Genomic DNA, 26,935 nt, shown 5'->3' with positions numbered 1-26,935 from the left:
AATTTTAACAATTTGTTCGTGCAAATATAGTTAATTTACGATTTGTTAAATTTGATTTTTTTGTTTATTTTATAGTTTTCTACAACGTTTTCGTTATTACATAAAATACCTTATTGTTTTAACTAAAAAAACGTAAATTTGCTGCTTAACTTTTTTGAAAAGATTATGTTAGATAAGGTAAAAGAATTAATCGGAGAAGTACACGCTTTTAACACAACTTCTAAAGAAGAAATAGAAGCTTTTAGAATAAAATATTTAGGAAGCAAGGGCTTGTTAAAAGACTTATTTGCCGAATTTAAAAATGTGGATGCTGAGTTACGTAAAGACTTCGGAAAAGCATTAAACAACCTAAAAAAGTCTGCCGAAAATAAAGTTACCGAGTTAAACGATGCCTTAGAAAGTGCCATTGAAGATACAGGAGTTTATGGTGATTTAACTCGCCCATCTGAGCCTATCAATTTAGGATCTCGTCACCCAATTTCTTTGGTTAAAAATCAAATTATCGAAGTGTTTAATCGTATTGGTTTTACTGTTTCTGAGGGACCAGAAATTGAAGATGATTGGCACAACTTTACGGCCTTAAATTTACCAGAGTATCACCCAGCACGAGATATGCAGGATACTTTCTTTATTGAAAAGAATCCTGATACTTTACTAAGAACACATACCTCATCAGTTCAGGTACGTTATATGGAAAATAACGAACCTCCTATTCGTACTATTTCTCCGGGTCGTGTATTTAGAAATGAAGACATTTCTGCCCGTGCACACTGTATTTTTCACCAAGTAGAAGGGTTGTACATTGATACCGATGTGTCTTTTGCCGATTTAAAACAAACCTTGCTATACTTTACCAAAGAAATGTTTGGCAAATCTAAAATACGTTTGCGTCCATCTTATTTTCCATTTACTGAGCCAAGTGCTGAAGTAGATATTTATTGGGGATTAGAAACAGAAACCGATTACAGAATAACCAAAGGAACTGGTTGGTTAGAAATTATGGGATGTGGTATGGTAGACCCGAATGTGTTGAAAAACTGTAATATCGACCCAACAAAATATAGCGGTTATGCTTTCGGAATGGGTATCGAGCGTATTGCCATGTTATTATATCAAATTCCAGATATTCGTATGTTTTATGAAAACGACAAGCGTTTCTTAGAACAGTTTAAATCGGTGATATAACGGTAAAAGGTATATGATTAAAGTACGTTCGTCTTTTGCATAAAACCTTCAATCTAATTTTATGAGGAAAGATATTGAAATTCCTAAAGTAACAGGTGTAGAAATTGCCGTAGTATTAGAAACCAATCCGATTGACAACAAAGAAGATTGGAATGTGTACATTCTAAATAGAAAGGATGTTGATTTAGAAATGGTAGTCATCGTTTCTCAAGGATTCTCAGACACGAAAACTACTTCTGTTTTCCGAAGAAAAATAGACAAACTTCCTGCAAACAGTTATCAGAAGTTTGAACTCATGCAACCTGAATTGTTTGCTCTAGACAACCGTTTTCAGGTAACATTTTTTGAAAATAATAGGTTACACGATAAAACCTTTATTTTTCAAGCAGAAACCATTCAAAAAGGCTTTTTAAGAGATATTGAGTTCTTAGGAAAGAAGGGAATTTTAATTAAATAATGAACCAACTTTAAATTCTTGATACGTATGAAAAAAACAGTTTTTACTTTTTTGTTCGCAATTTGCGCTTCGTTTTTTGCCCAATCTCAACAAATAGAAAAAGAAAAAGTTTTTGGAGGATATAAATATTCTATCAATGGAAAAGCTGTTTCTATGAAAGAGATGGTAAACCTAATGGAAAGTGATGCAAAAGCAATGGCATTAATGAAAAAAGCTAAATCTAATACTACCTTGGCAACTATTTTAGGAGGAGCAGGAGGAGCTTTAATAGGATTTCCTGTTGGAGCAGCTATTGGAGGAGGTGAGGCTAATTGGACTATAGCAGGTGTAGGAGCAGGATTAATCATTGTGGCAATTCCGATTGCCTCTGGAGCTAATAAAAAGGCCAACGAAGCAGTAGATTTATATAATGCGTCTTTAGATGCAACTTCTTACAATAATTTTAAACCACAATTTAATATGTTGATTAATGGTAACGGTGTTGGAATTTCAATGAGTTTTTAAATAAAATAAGATTTCATACATAGGCTGAATAGTTCTGTACTATTCAGCCTTTTTTATTGCTATTATTTCCGTAATTTTGCCCAGCTAAAATTTCTAGATTTCGAAATACTTTCGGAATCACAATTTATAGGAAATCTCGCTATGCGAGAAAAAAAGGTTTAAAAATGTACAGAACGCATACTTGTGGCGAGTTAAGAGCCTCGCACATTAATACAGAAGTAACCCTTGCAGGATGGGTACAAAAATCACGTGACAAAGGGTTTATGATTTGGGTAGATTTACGTGATCGTTACGGAATTACACAGTTAATTTTCGACGAAGAACGTACTTCTAAAGACTTACTAGAAAAAGCCAAAACTTTAGGGCGTGAGTTTGTGGTACAAGTAACGGGTAAAGTTATTGAGCGTCAATCAAAAAACGTAAATATCCCTACAGGTGCTATAGAAGTTTTAGTATCGAACTTAGAAATTTTAAACGAGGCGAAATTACCACCTTTCACTATTGAAGATGAAACCGACGGAGGGGAAGACATTCGTATGAAATATCGTTATTTAGATATTCGCCGTAATCCTGTTAAAAACAGCTTAGTTTTCCGCCATAAAGTATCTATGGAAGTCCGCAAATATTTATCTGACAAAGGATTTATTGATGTTGAAACTCCTTATTTAATCAAGTCTACTCCAGAAGGAGCGCGTGATTTCTTAGTACCGTCTCGTATGAATGCTGGTCAGTTTTATGCCTTACCACAATCTCCACAAACCTTTAAGCAGTTGTTAATGGTAGGGGGTATGGATAAATACTTTCAAATTGTAAAGTGTTTTAGAGATGAAGATTTACGTGCCGACCGTCAGCCAGAATTCACACAGATAGACTGTGAAATGGCATTTGTAGAGCAAGAAGATATTTTGGAAGTTTTCGAAGGAATGACTCGTCATTTATTAAAAGAAATCAATGGCGTTGAAGTTGATAAATTCCCAAGAATAACCTTTGATGAAGCCATGCAAAAATATGGTAACGACAAACCAGATATCCGTTTCGGAATGGAATTTGGCGAGTTAAACGAAGTAGCACAACACAAAGACTTCAAAGTTTTTAACGATGCTGAGTTGGTCGTGGGTATCGCTGTTCCAGGAGGAGCTTCCTATACACGTAAAGAAATTGATAAAATAATCGATTGGGTAAAGCGTCCGCAAGTAGGAGCTTTAGGAATGGTATATGTAAAATGTAATGAAGACGGAAGCTTTAAATCGTCGGTAGACAAGTTCTACGACCAAGAAGATTTAGCAAAATGGGCTGAGGCTACCAAAGCGAAGGCTGGAGATTTAATTTGTATACTTTCAGGAAGTACAAACAAAGTTCGCGCACAGCTAAGTGCCCTACGTATGGAACTAGCAGAACGTTTAGGCTTACGTAAACCCGATGAGTTTGCTCCGTTATGGGTAATCGACTTCCCTTTGTTAGAGTTAGACGAAGAAACGGGTCATTACCACGCCATGCACCATCCATTTACGTCACCAAAACCAGGTCAGTTAGCCTTACTAGATTCAGACCCAGGAGCCGTGAAAGCGAATGCCTACGATTTGGTATTGAACGGAAACGAAATTGGTGGAGGTTCTATCAGAATTCACGATAAAGAAACGCAAGCCATTATGTTTAAACACTTAGGGTTTACCGAAGAAGAGGCAAAAGCGCAATTCGGATTCTTAATGGATGCCTTTGAATACGGTGCACCACCGCACGGAGGGTTGGCTTTCGGACTGGATAGACTGGTAGCAATTTTAGGAGGACAAGAAACCATTCGCGATTTTATTGCGTTTCCTAAAAACAATTCAGGTCGTGACGTTATGATCGATGCACCTGCCACGATAGATAAGGAACAACTCCAAGAATTAAATATCCAATTAACTCAGAAAGGATAAGGTAACTCCATTTTTAGTGGTTTTCACAATATATGAATCCTGTTCTGACATTCAGAGCAGGATTTTTTGTACTTTTAATGTTATGAAAAAATTAACTTTTCTTTTCGCTTTATTTTTAGCAACGGCTGGAGTTTCACAAGAGCTTTCAGGAATAGAATTGTTAGAAAAATCCATACAATACCACGACCCCAATAATAACTGGGAAACATTCAACGGAACCTTGTTAGTAACTATGGAAACTCCTGATAAGCCTAAAAGAATTAGCGAAATACAAATCAATCTTCCGAAAGAATATTTTTATGTAAAAGCTACTCGAGGAAGCAATACCACAGCATATACCGTTGATAAAGATACCTGTAAAGTTAGCTTCAATGGAAACGACAATCCATCTGAAGCAACCTTAAAAAAACACCAATTAAGTTGTGAACGGGCTAGGTTGTATAAAAACTATTATACGTATTTATATGGACTTCCGATGAAATTAAAAGACAACGGAACCATTATTCATAAAAACGTAGAACGAAAATTATTCAAAGGAAAAGAATATTTAGTATTGAAGGTTACGTACGATGAAAAGGTGGGCACTGATACATGGTTTTTTTATTTTAATCCACAAACCTATGCTCTAGAAATTTATCAATTTTTTAAAGATTCTCCCAAGAGTGGGGAATATATTTTACTTTCAGAAGAAGAGGTTATTAATCGTATTAAAATGCCAAAAAAAGAGCCTGGTACTACAACTCAAATGATGTCTACTTAGGAACTGATATTTTAGAAAAAAAATAAATGTCTAAACTTACAAACTTCTATAAAAAAATACTTATTTGGAGATACAAACATATCTCTGAGCGACAGTTTGTATATGTTCTTAGTGTATTGGTTGGTTTTTTAGCAGGTATAGGCACCTTACTTCTTAAAAACCTTACGTTTTATTTTCATCAAATTTTAGAAGACGGACTTATTAAAGACTATCATCATTCGCTATATTTTATCTTCCCTATCATTGGACTTTTTTTAGTGTATTACATTAAAAAATACCTTATTAAAAAAGATATTGGTCACGGTATTTCTACCACGTTACAATCCATTTCTAAAAAAAGCGGAATTATAGAACGTTACAAAATATATGCTTCTTTAATTACAGCACCTATTACTGTTGGCTTTGGAGGTTCTGTAGGGTTACAAGGGCCTGCTGTAAGTACAGGGGCTGCCTTGGGCTCGGGAGTAGCTCAATTGTTTCACATGAACATGAGAACTCGTATGCTACTCATTGGTTGTGCTACGGCCGGAGCGATGTCATCAATGTTTAAAGCCCCCATTGCTGCCATTATTTTTGCCGTAGAAATTTTTAGTTTAGATCTTGCCTTTGCTTCGTTAGTTCCGCTACTATTAGCGTCTGTTTCTGCCGTAATTACTTCGTATTTTTTCTTAGGAAAAGATGTATTATTTAGTGTTCGACTACAAGAAGCTTTTGAAATTAACGACCTTGCTTTTTATATAATTTTAGCTGTTTTTACAGGGTTTTCTTCGGTGTACTTTTCTAAAATATACTTTAAAATCATTAATTTTTTTAGAAAATACACCCCTTTTAAGCGCTTGCTTTTTGGAGGAATAGCTATCGGAATTATGCTATTTTTAATTCCACCGCTATTTGGTGAAGGGTATGGCATTATTAACAACTTGTTATCTGAAAATGCTGGTGCTGCATTAAAAAGTATTCACTATAATATTGATTTTGACAATGTTTGGATGGTGATACTCTTTTTGCTAATTATCGGTGTTTTTAAAGTAATTGCGATGACCACTACTTTTGCGGCTGGCGGGGTTGGAGGAATCTTCATTCCAACACTGGTAATGGGAAGTGCTTTGGGGAATGTTACAGCCAAAATAATCAATCAATTTGGGTTCGATGTCTCAGAAACTAATTTTACGTTGATTGGTATGACAGGATTAATGGCAGGGGTTTTACACGCTCCTTTAACAGCCATTTTCTTAATTGCTGAAATTACCGGAGGCTATGATTTGTTTGTTCCGTTAATGCTTGTTTCTGCCGTTTCTTATGCCATTACGAAATACTTTATTTCTAATTCAATTTATACAATTGAATTAGCTAAACGAGGTGAACTCATTACACACAATAAAGACAAGAATGTAATGATGATGATGAACATTAGTAGCATTATTGAAAAAAACTTCGTTAAAATTAACCCCGAAATGAGTCTTGGCACCATGCTAAAACAGGTTGTCTCTAAATCGAAACGTAATATTTTTCCTGTAGTTGATGAGCACAATATGTTTTTAGGAATTGTTTTATTAGACGACATTCGCCCCATGATGTTTAATCAAGATTTGTATGAAACAACTTATGTTGAAGATTTTATGAAAATCGCTCCTGCCATTATTTTTTATGAAGACGATACAGAAAAAGTAATGCAAAAGTTTAAAGAAAGTGGGGCTTGGAACTTACCTGTAGTAAAGAATGAAACCTATGTTGGTTTTATTTCTAAGTCGAAATTACTATCGGTATACAGAAGTAAATTGATTGAGGTTACTGTGTAGTTTAAAACAATTTTATACTCTCAATTCACATTCTGTTGTAAAAAAATAACTTCCTTCTTTAGATTTCCTAGGCACTCTGTTATCTACACACATATAACGTAACTCACAATCTTTGCATTCGTCTATTATATCTTTATGAATGCTCCAATACTTTTGGAATTGTTCTGAATCTATAATCATTTCCAAGTTCTCGTATGAGGTACTTGTTATGTTTTCAAACACCTCTTCTGTTTCTGGAGCATTCAGTATATCTCCACTTCTATTTATAAAAATCTTTTTATTAAAGTACGTATTATATTTTTGCGACTCAGTAAATAAAGTAAGGTTTACCGTAAAAAAACAGTCCTTTTTATCTACAAATTTCTCAGGTGATGTTATAAGAATTTTCGAAGACGACGTTTCTAATTCTTCATCACTTAGAAGAAAAATGGTTTCTATTCGTTTGTTTTCAGTAACAAGGTGCTCGTAATCAACTATTTTTTCATTTTTATTAAACTTTGTTTCAAAAACAACAGAAAAAATAGAAGAAGTAGTTAACTTTTCTATAATATCTTTAATAACAATATAAGATTCAGCAGTACGTATTTTAATATATAAGTATTCACAGCCTAATGTGGTAAGATAGGTTACTATTTTCTCGAAAAAAGGATATGTTATTTCGCTTATTTCGATAATTGCATTTGAAATTTTGCCTGGTGACGTCCATTTCATACTCAATTTAGGAAATAACTCTAGCTCGTCTTTAGCTAAAAAAAATATAAGCTCTTTAGCTATTAAAAACTGAAAATACTCTTCTACTACCTCTTTATTATCTTTACCACACAATTCAACTATTTCTGAAATTGTATGTTCTTCAAATAACTGAATAAACTTGTACAAATCGTTAGGTATAGTAAACATTTGTTTTCTTTGTAAATCATATATAGCTGATTTATTTCTCCCTAAAACAGGAATGCAATTAGAAAACATTCTTGCGTATTTATCGCTGTTATTCATTTATAGGATGTTGTATTGTGATTGGCTTGTAAAAGTTTCTTTTTAAAGCATACCTATCGTGATATTTATCTATTGATATCCTGTTGCGAATTAATGACATTGAACTATTACTAATCATTTTTATTTCTGATAAATAGATTATTACGGGTAATTTTTCTTTACACTCTTCTTTTGTTTTATCTAATAACTGCTGAGCTTCTTTATGAGAGACCATAATTTTTAAGTTTGTGTGCTATTTTTTCTTCTAAATAGTAATTACATGGATAAGAAACCATACCAAATTGCCCGATAGGGTTTACCTCTAAGAAAACATACTGTTTATATGGTGTATAAATTAAATCGAAAGAGCAACTGGTTAAATTTAACTTTTCTGCTAAGGTTTTTAATTTTATTTCTATGTCTGAAGGTAGGTTAAACGGAATGGTTCTATTGGGTTTTTGATTGTTATAACATCTAAAATCTGTTTTAGTTTGTTCATCTAATTGAGAAAAGATTGCCATTGAATAAAACTCTCCATCCAAAAAATAACTGCGTATTTCTAGTATTTTTTTAATATTTTCTTGAAATAAACTAATTCCGAAACAATCATTAAATAAATCCGTTTTTTTTATATCTATTGATGTTGTATAAGTAGGCAGCCAATATGTATCACCATACAAATTAATAGGATTATTAATAGGTTTTGTAATCAGCGATTTATCTTTTAACTCTTCTTCTAAAATATTTTTTTGATTTGTAATTCTGGTTTCAGGAATACACAAACCCAACTGTTTCGCTATTGTTAAAACAATAAGCTTATTAACTTTTTTAACGTTGTAGTTATTTATGGAAGGTTTTTGATTCAATAAAAAATGTAAGTATTCAAATAAAGCTTTTTTTTCTTCATTAAAAAACTTCGTTATTTTATGTCCGACAAAATCTTTTAACTCAATGCTATCGTAAAGAGTAAAGTTTCCTCTTCGATACCAAACCGAGGTAACTTCATTAAAATTTACCGTTACATCTTTAGTAGTGATTAGTACTTCAGAAGTATTTATATTTACCGTTATACTATTAATAAACTCAGTAGTATTCAGCAGTATAAAATCTTCTTTTAAATGATAAAGCCATCTTATTACATCAATGGTACTTTCATCTTGTTCTATCGATAAAATTAATATCATAATTCAACTATGTAACCCATTCTGCACAAAATAGAATTAGCAAAATGGGTTATTAAGAACTAATTAATCTTCATAACCATCAGTTCCCATATTAATACCATCTACGTAGGTTCCAATACTAAAACTTCCTACATAGTCTTCTTCTCTCTCGTCTCTCCAATAAACTCCAGATCCGTAATAAAGCCCCCCTTTAGTTGTGTCCATTTCATTTTGAGTCATTTCAAACTCTTTTAATGATTTCATTTTTGAATTCATAATAAATATTTATTTAGTTACCTACTCTGTTTACTATAGGATTTTCGGCTTACTCCTCTTTGTCTCCATATCAATTAGAAATGTTTTCGTTCACTTTTTTAAATGAATTAAAAAGAGTATGTAGATTACTTTTCTAATTATGTTAGATACAAATATTAAATTTTAAGTAAAGTAAAATTGACGTAAAAAGGAACTATTTATAAAACATGACGGTACTATTTAAGAATAATAACCGCTTAAAGAAGCTGTTTTTTATTGAGATATTACAACATCTTATAAACTTAAAAAACTATTTAAGATTTCGTTAAAACCCTTATGTAGCTTGATAAAAAAGCATTAATTCCATTTAAGTATTTAGCAATTCTGAAATAAATTAAGATGCAGCAATCTCTTCTTGATAGCATTCATTGATAATAAGCTAATCACTTAGCTAAAAATTGCACCATTTTATCAGGAAAATCGGTAAAACCACCATCTGCATTGGCTTCAAAAAGTACAACTTGCATCATTTCTTCAAAAGAAGAAAACTCATCTAACTGATCGGCTCTAAAAGTATACGGATGTACTTGCAGTTTTAGCTCATGAGCTTCTTTAACCAAGGCGGTAAACTGCCACTGATTTCCTATTTTCTTATGTAAAATTTGTTTGTACCACGGTCCTATTCCGTCTGCATAAGTTGCAAAATGGTTTAGTTTTTGGGTTTCTTCGGGAAACTCCATCAACTGAACTAAAAACAATTCTGATTTTAGTTCTTTTCGCACTCTTTCTAACTCTTTTGCATCAAAACATTGAAACATACACTTATCGTTCTTAGTTTTGTAACCGTAGTCAGCAAGAATCTTTAAGGTAATTTTAGCAATATCTTTTTTTTGTTGGTGGTGAAACTCAGGGTTTTTAATTTCAGGATATATTCCGATATTTTTTCCTGTGGAAGCATTTAAACCTTGAATCAGCGCTATTTCTTGTTGTAAAGAATGTAATTTAAAGTTTCCTTTTCCCTTCGGAAATCGATTCGGGTATATTTGTGCTCCTGTTTTCGGGTTAAAACGTTCAGTAACATTTAACTTTTGTAATTCTTCAAAAGTAAAATCGATTACATAAAAACGTTCATCCTCTCGTTTTCTTTCTGGAAATTTTTCAGCAACATCCGTAACATCATCCAAATAAATATCATGAATTACGACAGGAACATTGTCTTTACTCAATACCAAATCTTGTTCAATATAATCAGAATTCATAGTATATGCCATCGCTTTGGCTTCCATAGTATGTTCTGGCAGATATCCTGATGCTCCACGATGAGCAATTACAATTTTTTGCTTCATATTGATTGATTGTTTATTTGGCTGACAACCAAAGAAAAGAGTTGAAAAAAGAAAAATGTATGCACGATTCATCTATTACAAATGCATTTTACTAATTAACAGTAACGTTATAAAAGTAAAAAAACCAAGAGACATACACCTCTTGGTCTTATTAATAATTATAATAATTATTGAGAACGTCTTTTAAAAGACTACTATTGGTTTCTTAGTTTATCATTGAAGCTCTAGCTCCTCCTGGTTGGAAGATAGCTCTCATTCTGTTACGTTGACCATCTGTAAACATATACATACAAGCATCGTACGTGTAATCCATATAGTTCATTGTCATGTCAGCAGACTTACAAGAAGTACTTGGAAAGGTAGGACATCCACCATTAGAAGAATCGGCATTTGGAGTATCAGCTACGAAATCGTCTTGACGACATCTTCCGTCTCCCCAAATATGACGTAGGTTTAAATAGTGACCAACTTCGTGAGTTGCAGTTCTTCCTAATCCATAAACTCCACCAGTATTTCCGAAAAAGTCTCCTCCTAACACGATACCGTCAGTTGATTCTTTTCCTCCTGGAAATTGAGCATATCCTAAGATACCTCCTCCTATTTCACACACCCATATATTCATGTGAGTAGAAGGTGTAATTGGTGGGTATGCTGCTTTTACAGCATCGTTAGTTCCCCAAGAAGATTTTGGATCGTTATGCCTAAAAACTCCAGCTAGAGAAAAGCTAAAACCAGCATCCGTTGCATCGTTAGCGAAAGTAGTACCTGAAGGTAATTGATCTACGTTCGTATCTCTAAAATCAGCATTTAAAGTTGCCATTTGAGAATTAACTTGAGCATCAGAAATACTATTTGCATTTGGATAAACAATGTGAATGTAAACTGGAATATTAATAATTCCTAAACCATCTTCGATTGGGGCAACATCTACATCCGCTTCACCACCAGTGTCTCCACCACCGCCGCTTCCGCCACCTGGCTTTCCTTTGGCATTTAAAAATCTACGTGTAGCATATTCAATATCGTACATTTTCTTGTACAATCCTGGATTTTCTTTCACCTGTCTGTTTAAAACCCTCATTGATTGACATTGTTCTGATTCTCCTTTAAAAGAAACCTCTTCTGTTTCAACATAGAAGTCACTCATGTCAATTGATTGTTGAGGGTCTAACGCTTCATCTTTAGCGTTTTCTTGACACCCTACCAAAACTGAGGCTGCTACAGCTAGTGTTAAAAAAATTCTTTTCATGTTGTGAAATTAAAAAATTAGTTAATTAAAAATTACTCTATAGTAATCGCTTTGTTAAAAAAACTGAAGAAAGTAACTTCTTTCAATCAATCTGTTAAATACCTATTGAATTAATAAATATTCAAATGTTTTTTTAACGATACGCAATATATCATTTTTTTTTAATGCTAAAAAAAAGTTAAAAAAAGGTTAAAACTCTAGGTTTTATCACTTGGGAGTAGCCAAATTTAAAAAAAACAAAAGTGTTGAAATTTAACACAACCATTAAAAAAACGTCAAATTTAAACACATTAATTCATAAAGTAAGCAATTTTTAGTTTGATGTGCTGTGTTTTTAATAGCGTAAACCATTTTTTCAAAATTTACTTTTGTATAGGTAAAAAATAATATAAAAAAGACGACTAAAATACTTTTAAAAGTGCTTTGTATATGAGTCTCGTAATTTTATAACCGCCATCTTGAGTGACAAATTGATTGTAGAAGAAAAAATGCCTATAAAACTACTATTTACAGCTAATAGCATCGATTTATTGATAACCATTGTTTTGTAAAGTTTGGCTTTAATAGCGAACACCAATAACCTGTTGTATTAATAACGTGAGTTCGGGATAGTTTATCCTATTCTTTGTAAGTTATCGATATTGATATTAGGTTTAGTTGGATAAAACGAATAAGCGATTAACCCTGCGACTAAATTTAAGATAAAGTTATCGAAGCTTCTGTGTCTTGTATGCTCTATTTGACATACGTTTTTCAAAATATCATTCACACTTTCAATAACAGCCCTTTTTCTAAGCATAATTTTATCATAGATATGCATAAGAGTATTTTTCATATTCTTTCTAATTTTTGTAACCAAATGTATTCCATCTACAAAAAGCTGTTCAAACAGTTCTTTACCTACATACCCTCTGTCGGCAAATATTTTTCCGAACACACGATTATGAAAGGCTTTATCTTTAAGTGGTTGTCTGTCATCTATATTACCTTGCGTAATTAAAAAGTCAACGATATCGCCCTTTTCATTGATAATAATATGAAGTTTAAAACCAAAGAACCACCCCATGGTTCCTTTCCCTTTTTTTGCGGTGTTTTTAAAAACTTTGTTCTGCTTTTCTCTTTTATAATGACATACTTTAATAGTGGTAGAATCTAAAAAGGAGATCCCTGTACATTGACCTAAACAGTGCATTTGAAGAAACAGTATCATAGGCACTGAACAACGCTTTTTCAATTCAACAAATCGGTTATAGGAAACTAAATCTGGAAATTCTTTTGACAAGTGTTTGCTAACATATTCGATATAAAAGTGTTTAAAACCACTAAAATGGAAAAGCACCATAATTGTGATTATTTCACTTTGGGTGAGTTTAGGCTTTCTTCGTCTAACTATCTTTGAACAGGTTTCTAAAGCATTTTTATCAATAACTTGATTAATTTCGGTACAAAAATCATCAATTAAACAGAAAAATTCAGTAATTTTAAAATCAGAAATCATAGTGGAAAATTTAGTTACACAATTAAAAATCAGTACTTTAATTTACTAAATTTTTCGCTTTTTTTCGTGTAATTAAAAAACTTTTTTATCCCGAACTCACGTTTAATAGGATGATGTACGCGTAATGATACATTTCACTATAGGGACTTATTGCTATGGATGAGATTCCTCTCTCTGTCGCTCGAAATGAAGTTCTTAAATGAGCTTTAGAGATAAAATATTAACTCTACACTATAAGACCGAAAAATCACATTAGAATAGCTCTCTATTGTTTTCTTTTTATAAGGGTTAGTATAACGACTTTGAGCATAATGGATAGTTTTGAATACTAACTACAAAACAAAAGCGACCCAAGATTGGGTCGCTTTTGTTTTTTATATCACTTCTCAGAATACTTCTGAAAAAGGTCTTTTCTTAGTTATTTAATGCCTCCGCACCACCTACAATCTCTAAGATTTCGTTGGTAATCGCTGCTTGACGTGCTTTATTATAGGTTAACAATAACTCATCACGTAACTCTGTAGCATTATCGGTAGCTTTGTGCATCGCCGTCATACGAGCCCCGTGTTCGGCAGCAAATGAATCACGAATGGATTTGTATAATTGCGTTTTTAATGACTTCGGAATTAACTCTAATACAATTTCTTCTTTTGAAGGCTCAAAGATATAATCTAAATTTACATCTGCATCACTTTCAATCGGTTGTATAGGTAAGAATTGCTCTACCTGAGGTATTTGGGTCGCAGCATTTTTAAATCGGTTGTAAATGATTTCTATCTTATCATAAGAACCAGCTACATATAAATCCATTAACTGTTCAGCAATCTGAGCAACATTATCAAACGTTAAATCATCAAAAATATCGTTTCTGTTTTCAATAACGGTATATTCTTTTGATAAGATATCGTTTCCTTTTTTACCGATGGTTAGTAAATCAACCGTAGCAGAGTTGTATTTTTCGTTGATTGTTTTAACTGTTTCTTTAACAATAGAAGAGTTGAAACCACCACATAAACCTCTGTTAGAGGTTATACTCACTAATAATACTTTATTTACTTCTCGTTGAGTTGAATATACACTGCCTGCATCGCTATCTAAAGTAGCACTCAGGCTTTGTAATAACTCGGTAAGCTTTGATGAATACGGACGCATTGCTGTAATTGCATCTTGAGCTTTTTTCAACTTAGCAGCCGATACCATTTTCATGGCAGAGGTAATCTGCATTGTCGATTTAATCGAAGTAATTCTGTTACGTATTTCTTTTAAGTTTGCCATACTTTGTAGTGTTTAGCATTGAGCACTGAGTATTGAGAAATTTAATCTCAATACTCAGTACTAACATCTTTTATTAAGCTGAAAATTTAGCTGAAATTTCTTTCGCAGCGTCTCTTAAAGTATCAATTACTTCGTCGGTTAATTTTCCTGCTTTTAAGGTATCTAAAGTATCCCTGTGCTTTGCATTCAAATACTCTAAATAATCTTTTTCAAATTCTTTTACTTTGTTTACAGGTACATCTTTTAACAAGTTTTTAGAACCTGCAAAGATAATAGCTACCTGATCTTCCACAGTATAAGGGTCGTTTTGAGCTTGCTTTAAGATTTCTACGTTACGCTTCCCTTTTTCGATTACATTCATCGTAGCAGCATCTAAATCAGAACCAAACTTCGCAAACGCTTCTAATTCACGGTACTGTGCTTGGTCTAATTTTAACGTACCTGCTACTTTCTTCATCGATTTAATCTGAGCAGAACCTCCTACACGAGATACCGAAATACCTACGTTAATCGCTGGACGAACTCCTGAGTTAAATAAATCTGATTCTAAGAAAATCTGACCGTCTGTAATCGAAATTACGTTGGTTGGAATATATGCTGATACGTCTCCTGCTTGTGTTTCAATAATTGGTAAGGCAGTTAGCGATCCTCCACCTTTAATTTTACCTACCAACGAAGCTGGTACGTCATTCATTTGCGCAGCAATTTTATCATCGTTAATTACTTTTGCAGCACGCTCTAATAATCTTGAGTGTAAGTAGAATACGTCTCCTGGGTATGCCTCACGTCCTGGTGGTCTTCTTAATAATAAAGATACCTCACGATACGCTACTGCTTGTTTTGATAAATCATCATAAACGATTAATGCTGGTCTACCCGTATCACGGAAATATTCTCCAATAGCAGCTCCTGCGAATGGTGCATATACCTGCATTGGTGCAGGGTCTGATGCATTTGCAGCAACAATTGTTGTATATGCTAAGGCTCCTTTTTCTTCTAACATGTTAGCAATAGCTGCAACTGTTGAAGCTTTTTGACCAATAGCTACATAGATACAGTACACTGGTTGTCCTGCATCGTAAAATTCTTTTTGATTTAAAATGGTGTCGATAGCAACAGTTGATTTCCCAGTCTGACGGTCTCCAATAATTAACTCACGTTGACCACGACCTACTGGAATCATAGCATCGATAGACTTGATACCTGTTTGCATTGGTTCTGTAACAGGCTCACGGAAGATAACTCCTGGTGCTTTACGCTCTAAAGGCATCTCAAAGGTTTCTCCTTCGATAGGTCCTTTACCATCGATGGGTTGCCCTAACGTATTTACAACACGTCCTACAATTCCTTCTCCAGCTTTTAAAGAAGCAATTCTTTCTGTGCGTTTTACGGTAGATCCTTCTTTTACATCGGTAGAAGCTCCTAACAATACCACCCCTGCATTATCTTCTTCTAGGTTTAATACGATTCCTTCTAATCCGTTACCGAATTCAACTAATTCACCGTATTGTACGTTTGATAATCCGTACACACGTGCAATACCATCACCTACTTGTAATACCGTCCCTACTTCGTTTAAGGAAGCTTTCGACTCGAAATTTGTTAATTGTTCTTTTAAAATTGCTGATACTTCAGCTGGTTTAATTGCTGCCATCTTTTTTTATTTGCTTTGTTAGCTTTTAGCTTTAATTAAATTTTTGGAATGTAATGACCGTTGTCAAACTCTTTCCTTAACTCATTAAATTGGTTAGAGATACTCGCATCGTATTGCACATCTCCTACTCGTAAGATAAATCCTCCTAAAATATCGGGATTTACTATATTTTCAATACTAGCGCTATTTCCTGTAAGTGCTACAATTTTTGCTTGTATTTTTTCTTCTAATTCTTTTGTTAAAGCCACTGCAGTAGTAACTTTTGCAACTTGCATGTTTTTATGAGAATCGTAAATTACCGTGTATTGCTTCGCAATATTCTCTAACATAATCATACGCTTATTTTCCTCTAATAAATTAAATAACCCTTTAACGATGTTATTTACTTTATCTCCAAAAAGTGCATTTAAAACATTGCACTTATCTGCAGCTTTGATTACAGGACTTTTAAGCATGGTTTGCAAATCGTCACTTTCGGCAATAGTTTCTACGATTAACTTCATGTTATCGTTCACTAAAGCTTCACTTCCAGAGTCTTTAGCTAAATTTAATATTGCTTTTGCGTAACGTAATGCTGTTCTTGCTTCTTTCATCTGCTGATTAGTTTAAAGTAACCTCTTCTAACATTCCTTCTACAAGCTTCAATTGATCTTCTTGAGAAGTTAATTGTTTTTTCACTACTTTTTGAGCGATTTCGATTGATAAATCTGCTACGTTCTTTTTTAACTCAGCAATTGCTGCTTGTTGTTCGTGTTTAATCGTAACTTTTGCATTTTCAATCATAATGGTAGCTTGCTCTTTTGCTTCATCTTTTGCTTCAGCAATAATACTGTCTTTTATTTCACGTGCTTCTTTTAACATTGCATCTCTCTCTGCTCGTGCTTCTTTTAACAATCTATCGTTATCGGCTTGTAAATTTTGCATTTCTTTACGAGCATTTTCTGCTTGGTCTAATGCATTTTGAATTCCTTCTTCTCTCTCATTTAAAGAGTTTAAAATAGGTTTCCAAGCATACTTTGCTAACAATACTAATAATACGATAAGGATTACCAATTGCATTACAAATAACCCTGGAGAAAAATCATTTAATAACTGATCCATTATAATCTAATTTATTCTTTTAAAATTCTTTTTTGTTTAATTTGAAAACACTTCCTGTAACCAACCGTTACAGGAATGTGTTTTACTTCTGTTTTTTAAGATGGATTACCTAAGATTAAAGCACCGAATGCTAATCCTTCTAATAATGCTCCGATGATGATCATCGCTGTTTGGATTTTACCAGCAGCCTCAGGTTGACGAGCAATTCCTTCCATTGCTTTTCCACCGATTTGACCTAATCCGATTCCTCCACCGATTACGATTAATCCTGCTCCAATTAAATTGTACATACTAATTGATTTATATTAAATTAAACAAATTCTTATTCTTAAATAAAACGAGTGTCTTCATTTCCAGTACCTTCTGCGTTGTGTGCATGGTCATGGTCGTGCTCTTCTACTGCCATTCCAATAAACAAGGCTGACAACATGGTAAAGATAAACGCTTGTAAAAACGCTACTAACACTTCTATTATCATGATAAATGTTGCCAATACGAAAGACATTCCTGTTGAAGCAACAGGTCCGAACGACTCCTTCATTGTAATCATTAACGCTATTAAACTCATCACTACGAAGTGTCCTGCTGTAATGTTCGCAAACAAACGTACTAATAGAGAGAATGGTTTAATTAAAACAAAACCAACCAATTCTATTACCGCTAAGATGGGTCTTAATATCTTTGGTACACCTGGCATCCATAAAGTGTGTTCCCAAAAATCTTTACTTCCGTTTGTTAAATAAATAATCGCTGTAAATAAGGCTAAACATACGGTTACTGCGATTTGACCTGTTACGTTAAACCCTATAGGTGTTAAACCTAATAAGTTTAAGATCCAGATAAAGAAGAACACCGTTAACAAATACGGCATAAATTTCTTGTATTTCTTCTCACCAATGTTTGGTTTTGCAATTTCATCTCTTACGTATAAAACTAAAGGTTCTAACACGCGGCCTACTCCTGTTGGAATGGCTCCTTTTTTATACCCTCTAGCCAATGCACCAAACCCTAATAACATTAACAAACCTGCTAAAAGCATACCGAATACACTTTTCGTAATCGAAAAATCTAACACTCGATGAGCATTGGTTGCATGATGTGATTCATCAAAAGAAACTGTGGTTTCTCCTTCGTTTAATTCGTAAATTTTACTGTGAATCTTTACTAGCTTTACATCTCCTTTCTCTACAACCACTGTTCCATCATCATTGTGATGAAAAGCTGAAGACATAAAGGTTTTTAAGCCATTACTTGTCCAAACAATTACTGGTAACGGAAAACCAACATGTTTACGCTCACCTGCATCGTTTGTATACGAAAACAACGTAAAATCGTGCGAGTCTGCTAAGTGATGTTTGATATATCCTTTTATTTTTTCTGGTGTATTAACTTGCCCTTCTTTTTCTGAAGAACCACCACCTCCTGCGAATGCAGTGAACGAAGAAAATACTATTGCTAGTATTGCTAAAAACTTGATAGATTTTTTTGCTATCATCATACCTTTACTAAATATAGATTATGGTCTCTAAATTTCCGTGCAAAGGTACACAATTAATTAAAACTACAAACCCTTTTTTTATCTTACTTTTTTTGGTTTTGTTTTTTTAAATTTTTCTAGTTCTTATTTTACAAAACTATTTGTTATTCAGTAGTTTTGAGACCCCTATTGCTTCAGTAATTAAAAATAGGAATAGTGGTATTACCAAAGAAATTCTTTCAGCTTTGGTAAGCTCTATATTAGCAAAAACTGTAGCCTGAAAAATCAACACGAAAAAACCTATCTTCAAAAAAATAGAAGCTAAATAGGCATATCCTGCCTGATTGGGTAGCTTTTGAGCAACCAACTCAACTATACTATACACTAATATGGCTGAAGTTACATGAAATGTATATACTTGTATGAGTGAAAAAGAGGTATGTATATTTTTTGCCGTTAAAAGGTAGTCGTGCAAAAAAAAACTAACGACAAACAGTGCTAAAGCAGTAGCAATAAAAAGAAAAATACGTTTAATCATCTTTGGTAAGTTGGGTTACTTGTATGATTACGGAAAGCATGGCTGCAAAAACCGCCACCAATGTGCAAATTTTCGTGTACAATTGGTTCTCATTCGGGTAAGTGGAATCTAACCATTTACCTAGCATACTTCCTAGGTAAATGGTTAATCCCATTTGTAGTGCGATTCCTGTGAATCGTATGTATTTGTTAAGCGGTTTTTTCTTTGAGTTTTTGCTGCTCATTCTTATTTAGTTCTTTTACCGCTCCTTTCATAGTACAAGTCGCATTAAATGATGCTCCTGGTTCTACAGAAAGTTTTCCGATAACTACATCTCCATTAATATTTGCTGAAGATTTAACAGTTAATGTATTGGAAACGAACAGTTCTCCTGAGAACTTTCCTTCTACATCTGCGTTGGCACATTCAACTTTACCTTTGATAAAGCCAGAGCTACCTACTACTACTCTTCCTTTTGTTTGTATTGTACCATCTAAAGTTCCATCAATTCGAAAATCTCCATCAGAGATAATTTCTCCAATTATTTTTGTGTTTTTTCCAATAATGTTTCTTTCTGCTACTTTACTTTCGTTTGTTTTTTTGCTTTCTTTACTGAACATAATAGGGGAATTTAAGGGAGTTTATGTTTTATTTAATTGTTTTATAATTTCTTCTGCTTTTTTTCCTTCTTCGGTTGTTGCGTAACTAACCGCAACATATTGTAGCGCCTTTTTGTAGTTTTCTTTGTCTTGGTATTTACCAATTGCCAAGGCCTTTAGAAGTGCAAACTTAGGAATTAATTTTGAATTTTTCATAGATAATGAAAAATTATCTATCTCATTAACAGCTTCTTCAAATTTATTTTGTTTGTATAAATAGTATACTTCTTTGTATTTTTTTAAAACCTCGTCTTCTTTTTTATTTTCTTCTAATTTCTGATTTGGATTTAAAATAATTTGAGCAAAGTTTGTTTCTGGATACTTTTGTAAGATCACATTTTTATTCTCATTTGCTTTCGCTGTGTTTCCTTCTTTTTTGTACAACTGATACAAATGATAGCTTATAGGTAACTCGAGCTCGTCGTCTTTCTTAAGTTTTTTTAATCGCTCTAATTTTTTTATAGCAAGTGCTGTATTGGTAAACTGTTCTTTATAAATTAAGCCTAATTGGTATAACGCATCGTTGCGTTCTAAAACTAACGCTGTAATTTCTTTTTCATCTGTAGGTATTGCATCTACATAAGTTGAGAGTTCGTATTTTTTATTTATCTTAGTTGCATCCTCATCTTCTGTTTCTTTAGTATCTGCAATAATTGATTTATCTGACAGTCGCCAATTATCTTCTAAAGGTCGATTTCCCCATATTTTTTGAAATTCTGCTCTTCCGAACCCTAGTGCTTGGGTATTGTAAAAATACCACTTGCCTTTGTTATTTCTGTTATTCATAGAGGAACCTCCTCCAAAACCACTTCCAAAGTTTTGGGCATTGAGTAATTGCTGCTTTTTTTCTTCGTCTTCTTTTTTGAGTTTTTCAATATGTGCTTCAAAAAAAGTAGTTCTTTCATCGGGTGTCATGGCTACCAGTTTAAGAATACTATCATTCTTTTTTAACGTTTCTTCATAGGCTCTCAATCTGGTAAGTCCTTTATTTTTCCTACGTATTCTTCGAATTCTCTTTTCTTCTTCAAATTCTTTAGAAACTACTTGTAGTGTACTATCGTAATACGAGCCTGCTAGCAAATAATTTTCTTTTTCAAAAGCCATGTCTGCTAAACGTTCGTAGGCAAACGTTTTTTGATAATTGTTGTTGTATTTGGCTTTTAACGATTTTTTGTAATACTCGGCTGCTGCTTCTGAATTGTTTCTTCCTTCTTGAATAACTCCTGCTTGATAATACAATTCACTTAAAAACTTTCGGTTGTCTGAATTTTTAATTAGTTTTTTTAATCTTGCCAACATCAATATTGATGTGGAATCGTTTGGTGTATTTTTAGCCAACTCAATATTTGCTCTAATGCGGTACTTATCTGGAGCTTTTTTATAATCTGCCAATTTTTTAAACACCATTCTAGCTGAATCTTTTCTTTCTAATTCGCTATAAATTTGCCCCAAAACAAACATATTTCTAGCCGATTGCTCTTTGTTGTAACTTGTTTTGGTTGCTAATTTTAAATTGTCTATTACTTTTTGAATGGTATCTGTTTTTTCATACGCCATGGCCATAGCAGTATAGGCTTGCTCTTTTACAGCTTTGTTTATTTTCTCTTTTTCATCTAACACCTCTAACAACAATTGTAAGGTTTCAATGGCTCTTTTTTCGTTATCTAATCGGATGTTCGTTTTCGCTCTCCAAATTTTTGTCTCGTAATTTAAGTCGGCGTTAGGGTAGTTTATGATAACATAATTAAACGCTTCAAGTGCAGGTACAAAACGTTGTGTATAATATCTTGCTTTTCCTAATAGCAAATAAGCATCGTCTATTTGTCGGTTTCTTTCATACCCATTGATATTCATAGAGTGTGTTTCAACAGCTTTAAAGGCTTTTTCTTCTGCTTTTTCGAAAGGAGTCAAGCTCTTTTTTTCCTCTTCTTCATCGTTGTCAAACCCAGTCCCAGGACTAAATACTTTGGCGGTTATTTTACTTTCGTCGAAGGTAATTGGTTCGATTTGTAAGCGCTTCCAAAAATTATCTTCATGCTTTTCTTGAATCTCTTCAAGTCCTTTTTGGTAGGCTTGTTCTCCATTAAAAAGTACGTTGTATTTCGTAGTAACTGCATGATAATTTCTGCTTAAAAAGGTATCTTTTTTCACACTGCAGGAATACACGGAAGCTACTAAAACACTGAATACTATTATCTTGAACCGTTTTCTCATATATTACTTTCTTACAGTACAACAACGTTACAATTGTGTTTTTTGTACGTAAAGAGGTAAAAATAATAATTATATGATGATTTTTGCCTTGTTTTATGCAGAAAAATAGCTTTCAAGTTCTTTTAATGTTTCTTCTGACGTGTTTATGTCTTTTACCAAGTTTCCTTTGTCTAATACAACTATTCGCTCGCAAACTTCTGTTACATGACTTAAATCGTGACTTGATACTAGTACTGTTACATCGTTGTTTTCTGTGAGCTTTTTAATTAGTTTTTTTAATCTAATTTGTGTGGTAGGGTCCAAATTAGCAAATGGTTCGTCGAGAATTATTACTTGCGGATTTCCCATCATAGCTGCGACAATACCTACCTTTTTTTGGTTTCCTTTGCTTAAGTTTCGCAAGTATTTTTTCTTGCTTAAAACTTCATCGTTAAAAAACTCATTAAATTGTGCTAAAAAAGCTTTTACATCAGCCTTATTCATTCCACGCAGGTCTCCTACAAAATCAAAATATTCTTCTGGAGTCAAATAACCTATTAAAAAGGTTTCATCTATAAACGAACCTGTAAACGTTTTCCAGTTTTCACTTTTATTTACTACAACTTCATTATTTACGATTTCTCCTGTAGTAGGCCTAATTAAGTCTAATAACAAGTTGAACAAGGTTGTTTTTCCTGCTCCGTTATTTCCAACTAATCCAAAAGATTGTCCGCTGGGAATTTGTAGTTCTTCTAGGTTTAAAACTTGTGTTGTTCCGTATGTTTTTGAAATATTATGTATAGAGATCATTTTTTTATTTTTTTGGTGATTATGATTTTTGACTGAATGCGTGTATCGCTGCATACTTGCTTTTAATGTATCGCTTTTCTATAAAATTCATAAGGTGATTTTTAAACGCAAGGGCTAGTATTCCAACAATCGCGATTGATAATACTCCTGCATTAAAACTAACGAAATTTTTAAAAATAGCGAATAATAGCATTGGTATGCCCATTACTGGAATGATGATTAAAAATTGTGTTGCGCTTGTACCTTGGTAGTTTGAAAATCCGCTTCTATTTAAGTCTATACGCTTTCTGTTAAAAGATCCTGCAAATAGTAAAAAGAGCGAGTTAAAGCCTATATTAAAAATAGCTCCTGCTGTAATTATTAAAAAAATATCTAATCCGTAAAAGTAGGCATAGGGAATACTGAGTAAATAAAGGGTTACTGTTACCACCACCATTAAATACCACTTACTTTCTAAGAAGGTTCTGTAGCGAATATTCTGGCTCATAATCATGTTATAGTATTCGCTATCCCAAGCAGGGATAAACTGTCCGTAATTTAATGTAAAACCTCCTGTAACAAAAACCGCTGCAAAGACTAAAATAGCAGGCATTTTTTCTTGATACATTTCTCTGCCAAAGAAAATAACTCCATAAAAAAGAAATAAAAACGACATCAAAAATACTGTTTTAGTACGCTTATTTCTCCAAATTTGACGGATATCGTTTTTAATAAATGGTGAAACGTCTCCTAGTTTATCAACAAAAGACAAGTTGGATGCCATAGCTACCTCTTCTTTATTCTTTATAGCGTCGTCTAGGTATACTTTTTCTTTTAAGAATATAAAGTTTACATAGTATAAACTCACCAATAGAACTACGCCTATAAGTGATAAAACAGGAAAGTTATATACCGATTGAAAAACAGGTGCGAATACCTCGCTTACATTAATCAACTGGTATTTATTTGCAAAAAACAACATCGCTAGTATAGCTGCCATTACTGCGAATGCATACTTGCTTTTATTAATTAAGAAGTTAATGTAATTGGTGCTTAGCACTAATGTGAACATCAAAAACAACCAACCTAAAACTCCTAAAACACTATAGCCTTGATTCATTAAGACCACCGAAAAGGGCACATAAAAAAACAAGGGCATTATATTAAAAAATGATGCTGCCGATTTTACCAATATAAAATGTACTAGTTTTTCTTTTTTTACAGGTAAATTAAGAAATGGTTTGATATTTAACACAGGAAGTTTATGCATTAAATAGCGGAAGATTAAATCTCCTATGAGTACATAAATAATCAACCCGTTTACAAAAAATAAAGGATCGGTAGTTGGATATTTATCTTCAATAATAAAATAGGCCCCGATACCTACCATTAAAAAAGAAGCTAGCATGTACAACGCAAAAAGAGCCATAACAATTTTTAGTGCGATACTTTTTCCGAAGTAAGAAGAACGAAAAAATTGTTTCCACTCTAATTTTAAAAAATGTGCAATCATTTGGTTATGTGTTGAATTGTTTGCTTTATAGGTCTACTTGCCTGCCATTTTGTTACAAAAAAAAGCATTAAACTTTCGTTTAATGCTTTGGCTTATTAATTCTGAGAATCTTTTTTATTTGACCTTTAATGATTTTCCAATTGCTTCTAATTCAAAAATAAAATCTCTTTTGTTTACTGATGGAGCATAGGTGAATCCTTCGAAAACAATTACTCGTTGGTTTTCTTTGTCAATGATTGAATAATTTACAAATGGTCCTGCCATAAAATCATTTTTAACTTCCCATTTACCACGTGTTTCATAGGCTTTTTTACCATCAATTTCTGCGTCAAAAACAAAAGGTGTATAGGCTTGTTCGGTAATCATATACATTCCTTCTTTGCTTCCTGGTATGTATTTTTTACCAATGGTATCTCTCACAGCCGTAATGTTATCGGCTATATTATTTTCATCTTCTAAAGGATAGCTATATACTAAAATGTTGTTAGTTCCATCTCCTCTTGCAATGCCACTTTTTAAGTGTTGACGTAACCATAAAAAGCCTTCTTTATCTTCTACCATATTAAATCTTTTAGGAATGGTTAGGGTAATTCCTAGATTTTTAATGGTTTCAAATTGACTTTCGTCTATTTTTTCTTTTTTAAAGATATTTTGAATGAATGTGATGTCTTCATCTTTGAATAGTTTGATTATTTCTTTTCCTCTATTGCGAATTAGGTTTATCAAACCTTCTTTATTTTTAGCCGTTGCATATACGAGTATTTGAGGTCTGGCATATTTATTTTTGGTAACTGTTATTTGCTCTTTCTCTCCTTCTCTAACAACTAAAACTGCTTTTGAATTTCTCATAAAACCTTTAAATCCTACTGGATCTATTTGACTTACCGATAGTAGGGTTTCTGGTTGCGGCAACCCTACTTGATGTTCTCCAAAAACAGAACGAATTTCATCTCCTACACTACCTTCCCAATCGTTTCCTTTAATAACTACCAATATTTTATTGGTGTTCCCTGTTGATGTTGGTAAAATATAATCGCCCTTACCTCCTGTTTTACAAGAAATGGTAATAAAAATAAAGGCACATAAAGCTATTAATTTATTCATAGTTCGTATTTTTTGGGCTAGTTGTTAACTTTTAAAAATTTTGAGTTTCATTCCGGGTTTCAAACTCTTAACACTCCAAATATTGTTCCACTTTTTAATTTCTTCTATAGAAACTGACGGGTATTTTTTTGAAATGGTCCACAGTGAGTCTCCTTCTTTAACAATATACACTTCGTGCTTTCCTTTTGGTACTTTATATTCCTTCGTAGATACTGCTTTTGGAATCGCCATTTTCTTAGGGTAAATACTTAAACGTTGCCCTATTTTTAGATGATGATTTCGCAAGCCGTTCCACCGCTTAATATCACTCACTCGTACCCCAAACTTATTGGCTATTTTACCTAGATAATCACCACTTCGTACTTTATAGCGAATGCGCTTGTCCATCTCGAAGTATTTAGGTAGCGGTTTTTCTCGCTTGGCATCGTCTTCATTTGCCAAAGCATAAATTTCTTCTTCCTTTTCTAAAAAATCTACCATGTTTCTTCGAGGTAATCGTACTGCATAGTTTTTTTCTTTAATATACGGAATAATATCTAGTTTATATGACGGATTTAAAAACGAGAGCAACTCTGTATCAATACCTGTTTTTTCGGAGATTTGATCGAAACTAATCGTTCTTTTTACACGTACTGTATCGGTTTCAAAGTTGAAAATTTTTGGTGCTTCTGGGTATAAATGATGTTTGTCGGCATATTCAAAAATATACATCGTTGCGTAAAACGCAGGTACATAGCCTGCGGTTTCTCGAGGTAAAAACGGACGAATATTCCAATAGTTTTTATAGCCGCCTGAACGTTTGATGGCTTTAGATACGTTTCCTGGTCCTGAATTATACGCTGCCAAAGCTAAATCCCAATCGCCAAAAATTTTATATAACTGACTCAAATACTGGCACGCTGCTTTGGTTGCTTTTACGGGGTCTTGACGTTCATCGACGTAGGAGTTTACTTTTAAATCAAACTGAATTCCTGTTCCATACATAAACTGCCACAAACCTGTGGCTCCTACCCTTGAGCGTGCGTCTGGTCGCAATGCAGATTCTACAATAGCCAAATATTTCATTTCTAACGGAATATCATACTGGTCTAAATACTGCTCAAACATTGGAAAATAATATTGAGCACGAGCCATCAACGCTGGATAATACTTCTTTCGATACTTTAAATATCCGTTAATTACCTTTTCTAGCGCTGGATTATACGCTAAATGAAAAGGGGTTTTTACGTCCAAATCACGTAGCCTTTTCTTTAGTAAATCTGTGGTAAGTATGGTGGTGGTATTTCCAAGAATATCTTTGTCGTTAATTACGTACTGAATGCTATCAAATAATGACGAGTTGAATTTTTCTTCTATCAATAAGCTATCAATCATTTTTAAATCGGCGGTAGAAAATAATGCTGGATTTTGTATTGGGTTGATAGAATCATTAACAATTGCAGTTATATTGATACTGTCTTTGGGTACCAAAAGACTGTCTATAGGTTCTTGTGCAATGATTGAGCTTGTAAAAAGTAGTAGTAGTATTTGTAATTTGTTCATG

At 33.3% G+C, this 26,935-nt stretch carries 27 protein-coding genes; 6 read left to right on the top strand and 21 right to left on the bottom strand.

The features are described 5' to 3' along the window. The first annotated feature begins 165 nt into the window (after positions 1–165). From pheS to P8625_RS11725, 6 genes are all read left to right on the top strand, one after another. Entirely contained in the window at positions 166–1,185 is a 1,020-nt protein-coding gene (gene pheS, locus P8625_RS11750) for a phenylalanine--tRNA ligase subunit alpha (RefSeq protein ID WP_279650646.1), read from the top strand. A 61-nt stretch (positions 1,186–1,246) separates the two neighbouring features. Beyond that, entirely contained in the window at positions 1,247–1,642 is a 396-nt protein-coding gene (locus tag P8625_RS11745; RefSeq protein ID WP_279650645.1) for a hypothetical protein, read from the top strand. Positions 1,643–1,669: 27 nt separating this feature from the next. Then, on the top strand, positions 1,670–2,146 hold the full coding sequence (locus P8625_RS11740) for a hypothetical protein (protein WP_279650644.1): 477 nt from the start codon (positions 1,670–1,672) through the stop codon (positions 2,144–2,146). A gap of 164 nt (positions 2,147–2,310) precedes the next feature. Next, a complete protein-coding gene (gene aspS, locus P8625_RS11735) occupies positions 2,311–4,065 on the top strand; it encodes an aspartate--tRNA ligase (protein WP_279650643.1) in 1,755 nt (584 codons plus the stop codon). 82 nt (positions 4,066–4,147) lie between these two features. Continuing rightward, on the top strand, positions 4,148–4,825 hold the full coding sequence (locus tag P8625_RS11730) for a DUF6503 family protein (RefSeq protein ID WP_322790481.1): 678 nt from the start codon (positions 4,148–4,150) through the stop codon (positions 4,823–4,825). Between the two features lie 26 nt (positions 4,826–4,851). Continuing rightward, a complete protein-coding gene (locus P8625_RS11725; protein ID WP_279650642.1) occupies positions 4,852–6,624 on the top strand; it encodes a chloride channel protein in 1,773 nt (590 codons plus the stop codon). Positions 6,625–6,636: 12 nt separating this feature from the next. Here P8625_RS11725 and P8625_RS11720 read toward each other — a convergent pair whose 3' ends face one another. From P8625_RS11720 to P8625_RS11620, 21 genes are all read right to left on the bottom strand, one after another. Beyond that, a complete protein-coding gene (locus P8625_RS11720; protein ID WP_279650641.1) occupies positions 6,637–7,620 on the bottom strand; it encodes a hypothetical protein in 984 nt (327 codons plus the stop codon). After that, positions 7,613–7,834, bottom strand: coding sequence for a hypothetical protein (locus P8625_RS11715; RefSeq protein ID WP_279650640.1), 222 nt, complete (start codon positions 7,832–7,834; stop codon positions 7,613–7,615). Before P8625_RS11715 ends, P8625_RS11720 begins: the two co-directional genes overlap by 8 nt. After that, on the bottom strand, positions 7,821–8,783 hold the full coding sequence (gene gwsG / locus P8625_RS11710) for a grasp-with-spasm system ATP-grasp peptide maturase (RefSeq protein ID WP_279650639.1): 963 nt from the start codon (positions 8,781–8,783) through the stop codon (positions 7,821–7,823). The genes P8625_RS11715 and gwsG overlap by 14 nt, the downstream gene beginning before the upstream one ends. 63 nt (positions 8,784–8,846) lie before the next feature. Beyond that, complete coding sequence (locus P8625_RS11705) at positions 8,847–9,038, bottom strand: hypothetical protein (RefSeq protein WP_279650638.1); 192 nt, start codon at positions 9,036–9,038, stop codon at positions 8,847–8,849. Positions 9,039–9,460: 422 nt separating this feature from the next. Then, complete coding sequence (gene glpQ / locus P8625_RS11700) at positions 9,461–10,435, bottom strand: glycerophosphodiester phosphodiesterase (RefSeq protein ID WP_279650637.1); 975 nt, start codon at positions 10,433–10,435, stop codon at positions 9,461–9,463. Positions 10,436–10,568: 133 nt separating this feature from the next. After that, positions 10,569–11,612 carry a zinc metalloprotease gene (locus P8625_RS11695; RefSeq protein WP_279650636.1) on the bottom strand — a complete coding sequence of 348 codons (1,044 nt, stop codon included), beginning with the start codon at positions 11,610–11,612 and terminating at the stop codon, positions 10,569–10,571. A gap of 613 nt (positions 11,613–12,225) precedes the next feature. Beyond that, positions 12,226–13,110 carry an IS982 family transposase gene (locus P8625_RS11690; RefSeq protein WP_279650635.1) on the bottom strand — a complete coding sequence of 295 codons (885 nt, stop codon included), beginning with the start codon at positions 13,108–13,110 and terminating at the stop codon, positions 12,226–12,228. 414 nt (positions 13,111–13,524) lie between these two features. Next, the gene (gene atpG, locus P8625_RS11685; RefSeq protein WP_279650634.1) at positions 13,525–14,385 is read right to left on the bottom strand and encodes an ATP synthase F1 subunit gamma; all 861 of its coding nucleotides are present in this window, start codon (positions 14,383–14,385) and stop codon (positions 13,525–13,527) included. A 73-nt stretch (positions 14,386–14,458) separates the two neighbouring features. After that, positions 14,459–16,039 carry a F0F1 ATP synthase subunit alpha gene (gene atpA / locus P8625_RS11680; protein WP_279650633.1) on the bottom strand — a complete coding sequence of 527 codons (1,581 nt, stop codon included), beginning with the start codon at positions 16,037–16,039 and terminating at the stop codon, positions 14,459–14,461. A 35-nt stretch (positions 16,040–16,074) separates the two neighbouring features. Beyond that, positions 16,075–16,632 carry an ATP synthase F1 subunit delta gene (gene atpH, locus P8625_RS11675; RefSeq protein WP_279650632.1) on the bottom strand — a complete coding sequence of 186 codons (558 nt, stop codon included), beginning with the start codon at positions 16,630–16,632 and terminating at the stop codon, positions 16,075–16,077. A 7-nt stretch (positions 16,633–16,639) separates the two neighbouring features. Then, the gene (locus P8625_RS11670) at positions 16,640–17,140 is read right to left on the bottom strand and encodes a F0F1 ATP synthase subunit B (RefSeq protein WP_279650631.1); all 501 of its coding nucleotides are present in this window, start codon (positions 17,138–17,140) and stop codon (positions 16,640–16,642) included. Positions 17,141–17,235: 95 nt separating this feature from the next. Then, positions 17,236–17,430, bottom strand: a complete 195-nt coding sequence (gene atpE / locus P8625_RS11665; protein ID WP_279650630.1) for an ATP synthase F0 subunit C — start codon at positions 17,428–17,430, stop codon at positions 17,236–17,238. 38 nt (positions 17,431–17,468) lie between these two features. Beyond that, positions 17,469–18,638 (bottom strand): F0F1 ATP synthase subunit A, encoded by a 1,170-nt coding sequence (gene atpB, locus P8625_RS11660; RefSeq protein WP_279650629.1) that lies wholly within the window; start codon positions 18,636–18,638, stop codon positions 17,469–17,471. Positions 18,639–18,774: 136 nt separating this feature from the next. Further along, positions 18,775–19,155: a DUF6168 family protein gene (locus P8625_RS11655; RefSeq protein WP_279650628.1), complete on the bottom strand. Its 381-nt coding sequence runs from the start codon at positions 19,153–19,155 to the stop codon at positions 18,775–18,777. Beyond that, positions 19,148–19,378, bottom strand: a complete 231-nt coding sequence (locus P8625_RS11650; RefSeq protein WP_279650627.1) for an AtpZ/AtpI family protein — start codon at positions 19,376–19,378, stop codon at positions 19,148–19,150. The genes P8625_RS11655 and P8625_RS11650 overlap by 8 nt, the downstream gene beginning before the upstream one ends. Next, positions 19,344–19,754, bottom strand: coding sequence for a bactofilin family protein (locus tag P8625_RS11645; RefSeq protein WP_279650626.1), 411 nt, complete (start codon positions 19,752–19,754; stop codon positions 19,344–19,346). The genes P8625_RS11650 and P8625_RS11645 overlap by 35 nt, the downstream gene beginning before the upstream one ends. Positions 19,755–19,775: 21 nt before the next feature. Beyond that, positions 19,776–22,007, bottom strand: a complete 2,232-nt coding sequence (gene porW / locus P8625_RS11640; protein ID WP_456129259.1) for a type IX secretion system periplasmic lipoprotein PorW/SprE — start codon at positions 22,005–22,007, stop codon at positions 19,776–19,778. A 93-nt stretch (positions 22,008–22,100) separates the two neighbouring features. Further along, positions 22,101–22,796 carry an ABC transporter ATP-binding protein gene (locus P8625_RS11635; RefSeq protein ID WP_279650624.1) on the bottom strand — a complete coding sequence of 232 codons (696 nt, stop codon included), beginning with the start codon at positions 22,794–22,796 and terminating at the stop codon, positions 22,101–22,103. A 19-nt stretch (positions 22,797–22,815) separates the two neighbouring features. Further along, positions 22,816–24,288, bottom strand: coding sequence for a DUF5687 family protein (locus tag P8625_RS11630; protein WP_279650623.1), 1,473 nt, complete (start codon positions 24,286–24,288; stop codon positions 22,816–22,818). Between the two features lie 114 nt (positions 24,289–24,402). Then, the gene (locus tag P8625_RS11625) at positions 24,403–25,392 is read right to left on the bottom strand and encodes a DUF4837 family protein (protein ID WP_279650622.1); all 990 of its coding nucleotides are present in this window, start codon (positions 25,390–25,392) and stop codon (positions 24,403–24,405) included. Positions 25,393–25,416: 24 nt separating this feature from the next. Further along, complete coding sequence (locus P8625_RS11620) at positions 25,417–26,934, bottom strand: lytic transglycosylase domain-containing protein (protein WP_279650621.1); 1,518 nt, start codon at positions 26,932–26,934, stop codon at positions 25,417–25,419. Between the last annotated feature and the right edge of the window lies 1 nt (position 26,935).

The sequence above is a fragment of the Tenacibaculum tangerinum genome (genome assembly GCF_029853675.1).
In the GTDB taxonomy this organism is placed as follows: domain Bacteria; phylum Bacteroidota; class Bacteroidia; order Flavobacteriales; family Flavobacteriaceae; genus Polaribacter; species Polaribacter tangerinum_A.
Note: the sequence above shows the minus strand (reverse complement) of the source record. Positions and strands in the feature narration are given on the sequence as shown.